The organism is Flavobacterium sp. (assembly GCF_039930565.1).
GTDB lineage: Bacteria > Bacteroidota > Bacteroidia > Flavobacteriales > Flavobacteriaceae > Flavobacterium.
In genome coordinates this window covers 36,359-52,199 of sequence record NZ_JBDTTP010000010.1, presented here as the reverse complement: position 1 = coordinate 52,199, position 15,841 = coordinate 36,359, and the positions used below count along the sequence as shown (strand labels likewise).

At 35.5% G+C, this 15,841-nt stretch carries 6 protein-coding genes; all 6 read right to left on the bottom strand.

Translation table 11 applies throughout. From position 1 onward, the window contains the following. Positions 1-45: 45 nt before the first annotated feature. On the bottom strand, positions 46-1,698 hold the full coding sequence (locus tag ABI657_RS04550) for a cyclic peptide export ABC transporter (RefSeq protein ID WP_348096060.1): 1,653 nt from the start codon (positions 1,696-1,698) through the stop codon (positions 46-48). 78 nt (positions 1,699-1,776) lie between these two features. Further along, complete coding sequence (locus tag ABI657_RS04545; RefSeq protein WP_348096059.1) at positions 1,777-2,508, bottom strand: thioesterase domain-containing protein; 732 nt, start codon at positions 2,506-2,508, stop codon at positions 1,777-1,779. Positions 2,509-2,575: 67 nt separating this feature from the next. Then, positions 2,576-4,912: a TonB-dependent receptor gene (locus ABI657_RS04540; RefSeq protein WP_348096058.1), complete on the bottom strand. Its 2,337-nt coding sequence runs from the start codon at positions 4,910-4,912 to the stop codon at positions 2,576-2,578. A 116-nt stretch (positions 4,913-5,028) separates the two neighbouring features. Further along, entirely contained in the window at positions 5,029-6,654 is a 1,626-nt protein-coding gene (locus ABI657_RS04535; RefSeq protein WP_348096057.1) for an MBL fold metallo-hydrolase, read from the bottom strand. Positions 6,655-6,673: 19 nt separating this feature from the next. Continuing rightward, positions 6,674-12,685 carry an amino acid adenylation domain-containing protein gene (locus ABI657_RS04530; protein WP_348096056.1) on the bottom strand — a complete coding sequence of 2,004 codons (6,012 nt, stop codon included), beginning with the start codon at positions 12,683-12,685 and terminating at the stop codon, positions 6,674-6,676. Between the two features lie 105 nt (positions 12,686-12,790). Continuing rightward, entirely contained in the window at positions 12,791-15,838 is a 3,048-nt protein-coding gene (locus ABI657_RS04525) for a beta-ketoacyl synthase N-terminal-like domain-containing protein (RefSeq protein ID WP_348096055.1), read from the bottom strand. Positions 15,839-15,841 lie beyond the last annotated feature (3 nt).

Genomic DNA, 15,841 nt, shown 5'->3' with positions numbered 1-15,841 from the left:
TATCGAATTGCCAATAAAGAAACTGTTAGTTATTTTTGAGTAATGCTAAAAAATGGCGGCCAGTTCTGAAATGTTTGTTTTTTCTAATTTGCCATATTCCATTTTAAGAAGCGTGTCTGCAACATGATAATATCGGTCGTCATGCGTTATGGCTATGATCGTTTTATCATAATCTTCAACCAGTATGGGGATAATTTCTGTGTAGAACTTATGTCTAAAATGCGGATCCTGATCTGCAGCCCATTCATCCAATACAATTATGGGCCTGTCTTCCAGTAAGGTATTGATTAATGCAATCCTTTTCCGTTGCCCGGTTGAGAGATGAATAGTTGAAAAGTAACCATCTTTTATTTGAACTTTTCCTTCCAACTCAAACAATTTCAAGTAGGTGTTTATTTTATCGTAATCAATATTTGAAATTCCATAAAAATCATCAAACAGATAAAAGTCACTAAAAACAGGCGCAAAAAGGTTTTTTATTTTTTCTAATTCTGCTAAAGGAACTAATTCACCGTCTATAAAAGCTTCTCCTTTGTCAAGATTGTAGAGGTTTAAAACCGTGTTGATAAAGGTTGTTTTTCCTTCTCCGTTTCCTCCATAAATAAAAACAACTTCATTTCTTTTAATATCAAAATTAATGGGGCCTACAGAAAATTGATCTTCTCCAAAAGAAAAGGAATAGTCGCGGACTTTTAAATTCGAAAAATTCCTGTATTGTCCTTTGTTCTCAATTTGTGGCAGCTTTTCAAGCCTGGTGAGGTCCTTTCTGAGTCTTTTCATTTTTTTAAGCGATACTACTGCCCTGTTCATCACAGGAATAATAGTCATCACACTTGCAATTGGTCCCATTAAATACAGTAATACAAAGGTAAAACTCACTTTAATGGCAATGGGGGTTTGAAACACAGATTCCGAAAACAACAGTATAAAAGAAATTAATCCGTAGAAGAGTAATTGCCCTATTATTTCACTGTTCAGATATTTTAAAAGTGCATTTACATATTTTATTTCCCCGGTTGCAGCCACTTTTAGAAGCTTTTGATCATAAATCTGGGTTCCTTTATCTGCATTGATATTAATTTCTTTTGCGCCATTTAATATGCTGTTAAAAATACCAACAAATGTTTTTTCTAAATCCCTTACTTCTTTAAGTTGTTTATTACTGGACTTGGATCTCAGGATATAAATTAATACACCAACAGCGATAACCACAGCGCTGACTGCCAGCAATTGTAAAGATAGAAAAGCCATATAAACCAGACATGCCGCTATTAGAATAATTGATGAAAAAAAAGTAATGATCATTAATGAAGCATTCGATATATTGTTGACATCTGTGGTTAATGTGGCATAAACCTCTTCCTTGTATTCCTGAAGTTTTCTGTAAGGTGCTTTAAGAATGAGTTTTATGACATCTTTTCTAATGTCCCAATATATTTTTTGAGACAATCTGATAATGCCTTCTGCCAACCACCTGCGTGAGATGAAAAATATAAAAATCGTCCCTGCAAATAAATAAAGGTAAGTTTGCGTTGATACTGTTTCGACACCCGTAATAGAATTACCTATAATTTTATTAATAATTGTTATAAAGGCAAAACCTGATAATCCTGAAATTATAGCCAGTAGAGAATATCCTATTAAGGGCCGTACAGGTATAAGTTTTGAATTGCTAATTTCTGATGTATTATTTTCCATGTCTATTGGTTTAAAATTAGAATAATCCTCTGCCGCGCTGCGCAGCTTAATTATTATTCGATTGAATTTCAGGCAGGCTTATGCGCTTTGTATGTCGACTAGTGAATAATCGGCGCACTCATTAATAATTTTTGCGAGTGGCTTTACCTGGCGATGAATAAAAAAATGATTTCCGGGAAGAATTGTGTAATCAAATTTTCTGTTGGTGTACTTTCTCCAGTTGGCAATATCGGTAACTGTTTCTTCCTTATCTCCCATTATGGCAAAGATTGGTGTGTTTACGATAAGACCTATTTCTGAATGTTTGTATTTTTCTAAAATTTCAAAATCGGCTCTCATTATCGGACTGAAATAATTGTATAAGTCCGCATCTTCCAGTATTTCTTCGGGCACGCCACCTAAGGATCTGAGTTCTATTTTAAAATCAGAATCGCTTAAGGCATGTCTTTCCTTATCGTTATGAGAAACACCTGGTCCCGGATTACCGGAAACAATTAATATGAGAGGCGGATCAAGATGTTCTTCCATTTTTTGCACAACTGAAAGTCCTAAGGTTGCACCCATGCTATGACCGTAAATCATATAGGGCTGATTCGTATTTCTCAGTTTTTTAATCTGATTGACATAATCCAGTATTGCATCTGCTTTTTTTAAAAGGTGTGCTTCCTGATTTCTTTTGCCTCTCCCCGGAAGTTCTAAGGCGTGACATTCAAAGTTATTTTGAATGTCATTTTTTAGAAAATCAAAAGAGTAACAACTTCCTCCTGCAAAATGCAATAAAAATATTTGTGTTTTTTGATTTGAATGCATAGGCTTATTTTTTAGTATGAAGCATGAAAAATATCATAATATCCTGATTTGAGTTTTAGCAATTAGGTTATTGTCTGTTACTTTGATGTTCCTTTCTGTTTTTTGCTTTATTAAATCTGTAATTAAAGTTAAGATTCCATCGCGCCGCATTGAAGTTGGTCATTTGGTTTACGATAAAATTATTACCAAAAGTTGTTTCTCGTTGTTTTCTGGTATTAAAAACATTACTTACTGCAAATGTGATGGCTCCGTTATTCTTAAATACTGATTTGCCAACTGCCATATTCAGATAATAATAGGATTGAGTTCTTGTCTGTGCATTATTTTGCGGAGCCTGGTATTCGAATTTACTTTGAAACGTAAACTCTTTAAGAAACTTAATCTGGCTTGATAATGTCGCGGTCCAGGTCTCATTAGAATAATCCATATCGACTGTTCCTACATTTCCTTCCTGCTCAAATTTATAGGCATTGATTTCGGCATTTAGGCCCAGCCATTTTACAGGCGCATATTGAGCCGAGATCTCAACACCATAGCGTGTTTCGCTATCCAGATTTACTAAAAAGGTTTCAAAAACACCTTCAGTATTTTGTGTTGTAAAATATTGAAAATTATTTCTGGTTTTTGAGTAGTACACTGAAGGGTTAAGTACTAATCCTTTTCTTTTATTTAAGATACTAAATTCAACACCATCTGTTAAGGAAGGCAATAAATTAATGTTTCCAAAAACACGTGAGTTAAAATCCTGAAGTTCCGGAAAAGGATTTAACTGGTCTAAATTTGGTCTGTTGATGCGCTGGCTGTAATTTAACTGAGCAGTCGTTTTTTCTGTTAAGGGATAACTTAAATTTACAGAGGGAAACAATCTTGTATACGTGCTATCCCTCAGGATTTCTCCTGTATTTTGATCTTTAATCTCAATTTTTGTATATTCTGTACGTAATCCTAATTGATAACTAAATTTCTTGATCTTGTTTCCGTATTGAATATAGGCTCCAAAAATTTGCTCTTTATAATCTAACCCATTATTAAAACCATCTATTGGCTCTACAATTCCATTTGATTCCTCATTGGCAGCAAGGCCAGTTGATACCAGCCGGTTTTCAACCTTAACTCCGGCTTCAAAATTTGCTGTTTCACTTAACGGAGTTACATAATCAGATTGTATCACAATATCATCACTTGATCGGTTTGATCTTGTATTGATAACAGAAAGATTATCTGTGTCTGGAACAATTGTTCTTCTTTGGATAATAAAATCTTTAGCACTATTCCAGAAATCATATTGAAAATCTACTGTAAATTTTCTTTCCGGTTTTTTAAAGGTTTTTGTATAATTGAACTCCAATTGATTATAACTTCTGTTCTCTCTTGATTCTGCAATTGTTTGAATATGTGAATCGTCAATATTTTCTCCTGAAAGTTTATAATTTAAGGTATTTGTATCTAAATCTTTGGTACCATTTCTATAAAATGCAGTCGTAATTGAATTATTATCATTTATAAAATAGTCTAATCCAACATACAGTAATCGTCCATCATCATGTCTGTCCTGATCTTCACGCTGACTTAAATACATATCGCTTCCGTTTAATGTACTGATCTGATCTCTTGTATTAAGCCCAACATAATCTGTGTAGCGAACCCCGAAATTAGAAAACAAATTAAATTTTCCTTTTTTATAATTAATGCTTCCTAATGCCCTGCTATCAAAAGGAACTCCTCCTAACAGAGTTAAACTACCGCTTAGGTCTTCTTTGGTGTTCTTTTTTAGCACGATATTTATAATTCCGGCAGATCCTGCGGCATCATAACGAGATGAAGGGTTTGTAATTACTTCTACCGATTTTATTGTTTCTGCAGGAATCTGTTGTAATCCCTGAATCGACGTTAGTCCTGATTTTCTTCCATTAATAAGAATGAGCACATTGCTGTTACCTCTTAAACTTACCGCGCCCGTAGGTTCTACCCTGACGGAAGGAACGTTATCCAGTACTTGTGTTGCAGATCCTCCTCTTGAGATTAAATCTTTCCCTACATCAAAAACTTTTTTATCCAGTTTTAAGGATACCTGCGATGTTTCTGCTGTAGTAATAACAACTTCGTTAAGAGAGGTTGTATCAGATTTTAACTGAACAGTTCCAAGATTAATATTGGATTTTGAACCGTCTATTTTTAATGGAATACTTTTCTTCTCAAAACCTAAAAATTGAAATTCAATAGTATAATTCCCCACTTTAATTCCCTCAATTTTAAAGTCACCTTTATCATCGGTAATTACAGTTTCTACAACTAGAGCATCGTTTTTTACAACAACTGAAGCATATGCTAATTTTTCGCTTATATTATCTGCAGAAAGCGTTCCTGATATTTGCGTCGGGGACTGGGCGTATATGGTAGACATACATAACGATATTAATGCATATATGAATATTGATTTTATCATGATCTCTTTATTAATTATTAAATTATTGGTTTTTCGACATTAATCTTTTTATAAATGCCTGAATTAATTCCTGCCTATAAAAGGGCAAGTTCATTTTTATATTCGATAATTTTTTCTCCATACAGTCTTTCCGGCGATATATTATTGGCTAAACAATAGTCTAATAATTTATTTGATTCTACGATTGGAATAGATTCATCTGTATATTTTATAGAGCTTATGTATTTCAGCCAAGGTTCCATTCCCATAGCATATACAAAGACTTCACTTGGTTTAAAGACATCGACCAATGCTTTAGCCTGTTCAAAATTACATCCGGCAAGTCGTCTTGATTCGTCTTTGTCTCTGGCTAAGTTTTCTGGCATTAAGGGTCCGTACAACCAGGTTAAGGGCGCTCCCTCGCATTCCATTCCAAGAAAAATAATGTCTATATCTCCCATTACTTTATGGATACGTTCGTATAATTTTGGAGTTACATTGCAAGAGTCTGCTGCAAAAAGCACCTTTAATCCGTCCTGATAAGCTACGTGATGACATAATTTGCTCCGAACATCTAAATCGCAATGTTCGCCCACAAATGGTAATCCAGTAATCGAACAATCGTCAAAATGAATGGTTTCCATTTCTCCCAGTTCTATAATGTTTTTAAATCCTATTCTTTCAAACATTAATTTCAGATTTGGATCTTGTAGGAAACCGCCATTGCTTTTTGGAACGATGATATTTTTAATCTTACGTCTTAACCTCAACAAAGTCTCAAAAAGAATATGATCCTGATGATTGTGTGTTACTAAAACATAGTCTATCGATTCCGGTAAATCATCATAGGAATATCTTGATATATCAGACTCGTAACCGTAACTCACTAAAGGGTCTGCCAATATGGTTGTGCTTTTAGTCTCGGTAAGAATACAGGCGTGCCCAAAATATCTTGTTAGTACGCCATCTCCTGCATATCTTTCGTATTTTTTAGATTTTTCTGTGGTGAAAAACGATTTAAATAAAGGAATGTCTTCCGGTTCTACATCAAATATTCTTGCGATTTCGCCAAATGTTTTAGGATGGTCTTCCATTTCAAACAGCTGGTCAATTTTTTCACTTTTAAAAGGTAAGTTTACTCGCAAGATGCCTTCTCCCGGAAGTTTTGGTGTGCTCAGTACAAAAGATCTTGAATCATCATCATGTACTAAAAACAGGTTGAAACTTTGAAGTGACTCATTATAAAACTCTGTTTCATATAATAAAGATTCAAAAAAACGAAAAGAAGGATTGTTATTGATGTCGTACACCAATTCAACAAGTCCCTGCAAGTTCTCCGGCACCTTATCGTACAATGATGTCAGTGCATATCCTTTAGCTTCATTTTTAAGGATATCATTCAGAGCAAATATATCTTTTCGCAATTCTAAAAGAGGAGCACATTGCTCATTTGTGTTATCGATAAGACCTTTAATTTCATCTACCCTTTTTCCGTCATAATCGATAAAAGGACCGCCCAGCATTTTAGGTGTTTTTACGGCTGCGGCATGAATCATTGGATTCTGAACATACGATGTCATAATTTTCAAATGCCTGTCTTTAATGTTCATTGCAGCAGTTGCCGGTGATACCAGGTGAGGCCAGGCATACCAATTGTCTACTAAAGGCTCGATTGCTAAATTACGCTTGATATAGACAAGATCTTCATTTCTAATTTCCATGATATTGTTATTTTTTGAATTAATTATGATTAAAATTTTGGATGGTTACTAACGATTCTTCTAAGAGCGGATGCAAACAGGAACTAAGAAAAAAATCGAGATCAAACAGTTGTTCTGAAGTTTCTCTGTAGCTAATGGGATAGGTTAAGTCTAACAGTATTCCGTTTTCATAAAGCAAACACTTAAGGTCTAAACCGGTATTGAAATTATTCTTACTGTAAGAAGTAGTGATTACCGCTCCCGAAGTCGTATTCTCTGCTCTTTTGTTCGCAAATACCTGATAATTAAATGTCCCTGCTATCGCCGCTTCTATATCAATTGCTGTCATTTCTTTATAATCCTGTCTTATGATTTCGTAAGGAATGGTCTGATAAAGACGCGATTGGATATAATCCGTATATACCGCAAGGATAAAATCTTTGTTGGATGGATAAACAGAAGGATCTAAAACTCCCAGGGGCAAAAAATTATTAAGGACTCCCAGAATCTGATCCACTTCAATTTCTTGCGAAACCTCTTCTCTTCCGTTGACGATTGTTAGCTGTAAATGTTTATCGCTTTTCTTTACTTTACTTAACAATTTTTGATGTGCCGCAATAAATATTGCTGTCAATGGAAGACCTGCCTTATCTGCTTTTTGTTTTAACTTCTGGAAATCCTCTTCTTTAATGATCACCTTTTGAGTCACACATTCTATAAAGCCGTTCTGAACCTCATTTTGTTTTGTAATGCTAAAACCATCCAAATAATCTGTCCAGTATTCGCGTTGCTCCCTGGCCATTTCTGATTTTAAAAATTGTTTCTGCCATGCGACAAATTCATAATTCGATTTGTATTTATTTTCTATCGTTTTATTAGCATAAAAATTTTGCAGATTTTCATGTACAATCGAGTTCGTGTACATATCCGTAACGGCGTGATGAATGCTTACAAAGAGATAGGCTTTATTAGTGGTATCAGCTATTAAGAACAATCTTATAAGGCTGCTGGTATCAAACAAGTCATATGGCTTTATAAAAAAAGCATCCAGTTCTGCTTCCGTCTTATCTCGATTAGTTTCATGGTAATCCTCAACCATGCGTACCTCCAAATTAACGTCCGCAGCGGATACATATTTTTGAAAAATTAAAGCGTCGGTATCTTTTTTGAATTTGACATTTAAAAAAGGAAAAAGCCCTAAAAATTCTCTGAATGTACCTTCAAACTTATCTTTCGCAAAATCTGAAATAACAATGGGGCCAAACCTTCCATGTGACTGTGGGAATTGCAAAATCCTTTTCTGATTCTCTGATATATCCAGCCATTCCTTTTGAACCAGTAATTGTTCTGATGCTTTATTTTGAAACTCAGATATTGGATTTTTCTTCGGTTTTTTTTCTGATTGTATCAGATCATCTATCGTTTGCTCCAGTTTTGTTTGATACGTTTTTACAAAACGCCTAATTGTTGCTTCTTTATAAACCTTAGAAGAATATCCAACAGTGATTATTAATTGTCCGGATGAAATGATTCCGTTTATGCTTAGTTTTGCATCACTGCCATTTTTCTCGCTAAAAGAAGCTCCTATTGATTCGGTTGAGAAATCAAAAAGGGAAGTTTCATTCGTTCCTATTTTGTTTCCAAAATCTCCCAGATAATTAAACTCAATACACGTCTCTTTTTTCAGATTTGATTTTTCATCCAAAAAATTAAGTATTCCATATCCTATTCCTTTTTGAGGTATAGCGTTCAGGTCTTTTTTAATTTCAAGAATATTTTCTAAAGGATCTGATGATGATACTTCTAAAACAAAAGGAAAAACAGAGGTAAACCAGCCAATAGTTCTGCTAATGTCCATTGCTGGTAAAATTTCCTCTCTGCCGTGGCCTTCCATTTTAAGAACGGTTCTTTTTACTTCAAAAACTTCCTCCAATGCGAGACCTAAACCGTTGATCAAGGCTTCATTAATTTCAATATTGTACTGTTTCGAAATCTGAGTCTGTAATTTATTGGTATTGGCTTTATCCAATATAAAACTCGCTTTCTGATCGTGATAATGCACGGCAGCCGTATACTCAAAATCGGTAGGCATTGGCGGGATTTCTGTCGAACAAAGCTCTTCCCAGAATAACTTTTCCTTTGCTAATTCCGGGCCCGTAGCATATTGATGCAGCCCCTTAGCCCAATATTGATAAGAATCTGTTTTTAATGGTAACTGATACGGTTCTCTTTTCTCATGTTGAGTGTAGGCTTCAGATAAGTCCTGTAACAATATGCGCCATGATACTCCGTCAATAATTAGATGATGAACAAATAAAGCTAGTCTGTCACCCTCTTTTAATTTAAAAACAACAGCTCTTATAAGTCTCTCCTTTTTTAAATTAAATCCGGACTGAACCTCTTCTCCTATTATTTTCATAGCAGTAAGTGCATCCTGCTCGTCCCTTAAATCATATAGTCCAATATCAAAATTAAAGGCAGCACTGGATAGATTTTGCTGTTTCCAGACTTCATTTTTATTTTCAAAATGAATACGCAGGGCATCATGATGATTGACAACCTGTGTCAGTGCCTTTATTAGCGTTACCGAATTAATCCCTTTTTTTGCTCTTAGAAGAACAGATTGATTGTAATGCTGTTTTTCTGTAATGGCAGGATTGGCAAAGAAATAGTGTTGAATTGGTGTCAGTAAAATTTCGCCCGTAACTTCTGACTGGTCAATACTTCTCGTATTTAAAGTCACTAATTTCGCAAGATCTTCCAGTACCGGATTTCTAAGAATATGATCTACTTTGAGTACTAATCCTTTTTGCTTTAAACTTGCAATTAACATTACTGCTTTTATAGATTCTCCCCCTAAGCTGAAGAAGTTGTCTTTTATACCGATGTTCTTTTTATCCAATACCTGCTCGCAAACCTGAACAAGAATCTTTTCTTCGGTTGTAGCTGGTGCTACATATTCAACTTCACTATACAACTCTACACCGGCTGTTTTTACGAGTGCTTTTTTATCCACTTTCCCATTTAGTGTCAGCGGTATTTTATCTAAAAAAATAAAACTGGTTGGAATCATATAATCCGGGAGAATTTTTGATAGAAAAGATCTTAGTTCTTCTATACTCAACGGGGCTGTTATGATAATGTAGGCCACAAGCTCTTTATTTCCCTTTTCGTCATTTTGTGCATTTACTACAGCTTCATCTATATTTTCATGCGAAAGTAATTGATGCTCAATGGCACCTAACTCTACACGATGTCCTCTTATTTTTACCTGCTCGTCATTACGGCCTATATAAATTATGTTTCCTTCCTTAGTCCATTTCCCTAAATCTCCGGTCTTGTAAAGCCTGTCAGTTGCATGAAACGGACTTGGTATGAATTTACTTTGTGTCAGTTCTTCTCTGTTGAGATAACCTCTTCCAACCCCCGTTCCGCCAATACATATTTCCCCTGCTACTCCTATAGGAACCAATCGATTATTTGCATCCAGAATATGAATTTTAGCGTTTGATATCGGTTTTCCAATAGGGATAATATCATAATCCGGCTTACTCTTTTTTGGCATTTTAAATATGGTCCCGCAAATACTAACTTCTGTAGGGCCGTAGGCATTATAATAGGTGCCAAAGTGTAAAAACGGTTTTATAATTTCATAATCTGGTGCTTCTCCTGCGGTAATCAGGTGCTCGACCTGCTGTAGAGCATCAATGTTCATTAAAGCCAGATAAGAAGGTGGTAATGTAACAATGGTAATTTTGTTTTCTTTTATGTATTTGGCTAGTGTACTAACATCCTTACGTGTCTCTTCAGCCACTATATAGAGACTTCCACCGGATAACAAGATCATGAATATTTCCCACGCAGAGGCATCAAAAGAAAAAGGTGCAAACTGTAAGCCTCGGCTGCTTTCGTTTAAATTAAAATAATCAATTTGAGAAAGTATTGTATTTACAATCTGTCCCTGTTCTATCATGACCCCTTTTGGAAGTCCGGTTGAGCCGGAAGTAAAAATAATATAAGCTAGATCTGAAGGTCTTACCTCAATCGCTGCTGCTTCATCATCACCGGCATCAAAACCGGTATCTACTTTCATTATGTCTCCCGTGTAAAAATCCAAGTCAGGCAAATATGAAGTTGTCGTAATCAATAACCTTAACTTTGTATCTGAAATAATATGCTCTTTTATGTGGATTGGCATATCCGGTGCGATAGGAACATAAGCGCATCCTGATTTTATAATGCCCAGCATAGAGATAACACTCCATTCATCCCGATTTAGTTGTATTCCAATCAGGCTCCCTTTTGTCAGCTGATATTGTTTCTGAATATAGCGGGCAAAATTGGTTGAGATTTTATCCAGCGCCGAATATGTAAATTGTTTACCGTCAGCAACCAGGGCAATGGCATCCGGGGTTTGTTTTACCTGTTTCTCAAACAGTGATACCAAAGTCTCTTCAGGCGAATATTTCAGTGTAATATTGTTGAAATCGAATAGGAGTTGTTCTTTCTCTTTTTCAGACAAATACTCCAGTTCCTGAATTGCTGTCTCCGGACTTAAAACGATGGCTTCGAGCAGCTGCTTAAAATGTGTCAGCAGATCTCTCACATATTCCGGTTCAAAAACATCTGTATTGTATACTAAGTGACAGGATAAATAATCTCCTTCTTCAATAAAATTAATATCCAGATCCGTTAATGCAGAAGTCTTACCTACTTCTCTAATGGATGTTATTTGTTTTTCATCCAGAATAACAGAACCATGATCCAGTGCATTTTGCAATAAAATCATGACATCAAATAAAGGAGATCTTGATCTTTCTCTGTTATAGTTTATCATTTTTACCAGACGGTCGAACGGATAAAACTGACCGTCTAAAGCGTCAAGGGTATTTTCTTTTACACTATTAAAAAATGCATTAAAAGTTTGCTCAGGATCTATTGTATTGCGCAATGGCAATGAGTTTATGTAACACCCTACCTGCCCTTTCAGATCGGCATGATCTCTTCCTGCTACCGCTGTACCAATAATAATATCTTTACTGTTGGTGTATTTGTAAAGCAGTACATTCCATACGGCCAATAATCCCATGAAAATACTTCCTCCATTATCTGCACAAAGGTTTTTAAATGATGTTGTTGTTTCTTTAGAAATATAAGATTTAAGAGCAAATCCGTTTATCGTCCTTTCGGCTGGCCTTGTTTTATTGTTGGTAAAATTAAGAACGGGAATTTCTCCTGAAAACGTGGCTTTAAAATAGTCTTCCTGTTTCTTAAAAAGACCTTTCGCAAGCTGCCTGTTTTGCCAGGCCGCATAATCCTTGTACTGAATATTTAGCTCCGGCAGCTGATGTGCCGTACCCGATTCAAGAGCAGAGTAAAAAGCAAAAATATCTTTGAATAAAACATCGAGCGACCAGGAATCACTTATTACGTGATGAATATTGCAATACAAGATAAATTCACTGTCTCCTAATTGAAACAAATTAATTCTTAATAATGGCCCTTGCTCGATATTAAAAGGTTTTTCTTTATCATTTTTCGTGATATTTTTTACTTGTTCTTCCTTGTTTTCCAGTGTCCTGAAATCCAAAAATTCAATCTTAAAATCTATGTATTTCTTTTCGAGAACATATTGCCTTATTTGCCCCTCTTCATTGATTCTGAATACGGTACGCAATGATTCATGTCGATCGATAGTATTGTATACTGCCTGTTTAAAATTACCAACGTTTATTTTTTGCTGCAAACGGACAGCATTAGGAACAGAATAGTTATACCCTTTGGTACCGGTATCGATCAATATAGAGGATAGCATACGGAGCTGGCTGGAAGAAACTTCGTAATTTTCCCCTACTTCTATTTTTGGAATCCTGCTCTCCTTATTCAGAAGTGTATATTTACTCAGGTATGCAACAATTTCTTTTTTGTTGTTTCTTATTTTATTGATAAGCCCCTCATCAATCACATCATCTTTAAAACCAAGTTTAAGATCTTCGCCATCCAGAGAGAGTGTTATATTATTCTGATGTATTTCGTTTAATAAATCAACCATGACAGAGTGTTTTTTAGAAGCAAAAGCGAATTGCCTTCAAATCATTAATAGAAAGTAATGTGGTGTAGTTTTACGTTGAAAGGGAAACAAAAGATTTTATTCTTTTTAGATCGTGATTACGGTTTTACTCGTATTTTCTTCTTCCTGAACCGTAACAAATTTTAAGGCCAAATCGATTTCGGCAGCAAGTCCTTTTATGGTAGACTTTTTATAAAAGTCCTTAATTTTGATATCGATTTCAAATGTTTTCTGAATTAGCTTAAGCATTGTAACTCCTTTTAGAGAGTTTCCTCCCAAAGCAAAAAAGTCATCCAAAATTCCGATCTTATTAATACTGAAAAAGTCCTGCCAAATTTCTACCAATTCTTTTTCGGTAGCGGTTGAAGGTTCTTTATAGGGAGTATTCATTAATTCCCTGTCACCGTCTTCTTCATAGATTTCTTCGTCTTCTTTAAGAGTATCGCCTGCATTATACTGAACAGTACCAATTGAATTAACATCTAAATTATCGAGCGGATTAACACGTGCCAAAAATTTAGTTTTGTGAAAAACGTAAGCAGGAGCTGAAATTTTATTCGGTAAATAGTCTCCATAATAGTTTTCCCAATTAATATCAAAACCCTGAAACCAAAGTTCTCCCAATCGCTGTAGAAAAAACCTGGTGTCATTTATTTCCTGACTTGGGTGCCTCACCATATTTAGGGCAATATGATCGTGTATGTTTTCTTCACTGTGTTGTTTGAAGACGCTGGTTAGTACATTTCCCGGTCCAATTTCTAAAAATACCATATTCTTAATCGCCAGCAATTGTTGCAGTCCATTAGAAAACTGAACTGTATTTCGCAAGTGATTGACCCAATAGGATACCGAAGTAGCCTCTTCATTCGTAAGTATTTCTCCTGTATAATTGGACAATATTGGTATTTTTGGTTCTGATAAGGTTATACTGCTGAATACTTCTTTAAATTCTTCTAAAACGGAATCCATCAAAAAGGAGTGCGCTGCAAGAGATACTCTTATTTGGGAACAGGCAATATCTTTCTCTTCCAAAAGATCTTTAAGTTGGTCGATACCTTCTGTGGTTCCGGACACTACGCAGGATTCCGGCGAGTTTATTACTGCAATACTTACCTGACTGTTTAAATAAGCCGTTAGTTTTTCTTTTGAAAGTCCAATACTAAGCATCCCGCCTTTTGGAGCTGCCGACATTAACTCTCCCCTTTTAATCAATAGTGATAAGGCCGCTTCGAAGGAGAATATTCCACTTAAACAAGCCGCTACATATTCGCCTGTACTGTGGCCAATCAGGTAATCCGGATTAAGCCCTAATTGAATTAACGTTTTAGCGATTGCATATTCAAAAACAAATACCAAAGGTTGTGTGTGCCTGTTTTCGTTTATATCTATCGTTTGCTTTTTAGTATCATTTTCGGCAAATAATATAGCCGCGTAATCTATTCCGGTTTCTTTTTCTAAAAAGGCAAAACCTTTGTCGATAAATTCTTTAAAGAACTGATTATCCCGGTACAGGTCTTTCCCCATATTTAAATATTGAGATCCAGATCCTGAACACATAAAGGTTATTTTATGGGCGTTCTTTAACTTTCCGGAGAATACTTCTTCCTGGTCTTCGCTCTCCAATATTTTAATTGCCTCGTCTTTGCTTTCACATACCAGAAATCTACTGTACTTAAAATGATCTCTTCCTGTTTGCAATGTATAGGCTAAATCAGATAATTTACTATCCTCTTTTGTGACCAAAAATGTCTTCAGCTTTTCCTGAAACTTGTCCAATGACCATTGCGATTTAGCAGAATAACGGAGTAAATAATAAGGATTACAGCTATCAGACCCTGCTCTTTCCGGGGCTTCTTCCAGTACCACATGTACATTATTTCCTCCAATACCAAAAGCACTAACCCCTGCACGCAATGGACTTTCATTTTTCCAGTTCTTCAGTTTTGTATTGACGAAAAACGGTCCTTTTTTAAAATTTATTTGTTGGTTTGGTGTCTCAAAATGCAATGATTCCGGTATACTTTTTCGATGAATTGACATTGTGGCCTTAATTAAACCGGCAATTCCTGCAGCTGAATCCAAATGTCCAATATTGGTTTTCACAGATCCAATGGCACATGAGTGATTGGTATTATAATTAAAAGCTTTGTTTAAGGCTTCTATTTCGATGGGATCCCCCAATTTTGTTGCAGTTCCGTGTGTCTCAATATATCCTATAGATTCCGGAGTTACGTCAGCCATTCGATGGGCAAAATTGATACATTCGTACTGTCCCTGAACACTGGGTGCGGTGTAACCTACTTTTCGGTTTCCATCATTGTTAAGGGCTGTTGCACGAATTACAGCGTAAATATTATCGCGGTCTTTTAAGGCATCTTCCAGTCTTTTTAGCACTACAATTCCAACACCTTCTCCATTTACAATTCCGGATGACGAATCATCAAATGCCCTGCAATGACCATCTTTAGAATAGATCATTCCTTCTTCATAATTGTAACCCGTTTCTTTTCTGGTTAGTATTTTCACACCACCGGTAACAGCTATGGAACATTCTTTTAATAACAAATTTCTACAAGCCAAGTGTACTGCAGCGAGAGAACTGGAGCATGCAGTATCTACAATAAGACTTGGTCCCTTTAAATTAAGCTTGTAAGAAATTAAGGTATTGGCAAAACTCCTGTTTGCTAACTGATTGGCGTAAAAAGGATTAACTTTATTATTGTTCGATATTTTAGCATGTAATCTCCAGTTAAAATTATCGTTTACAGCCGTATACAAACCTATTTTCCCTCCATAATCTGTGGTCTTGGTTCCGGCATCCTCAAGAGCAAGCCATATGTGTTCGTGAAGCAATCTGGTTTGCGGATCCATAATTTCAGCTTCATTTTTAGTGTAGCCAAAAAACTGATAATCAAAACATTCTGCATTATCAATTCTCGATGAGGCAGCCACAAAGTTTGTGTCTTTTTCTTTGATATTAACCCCCAATTCTTTAAGTTCCTCATCAGAATAGAAGTGTATCATCTCACGGCCTTCCTGCAGATTTTTCCAGAAATGCTCAATATTTTCTGATTTTGGAAATTTTCCGGACATTCCTATAATGGCAATGTCTTTTTTTATTGAAGTATTTTTCATGTT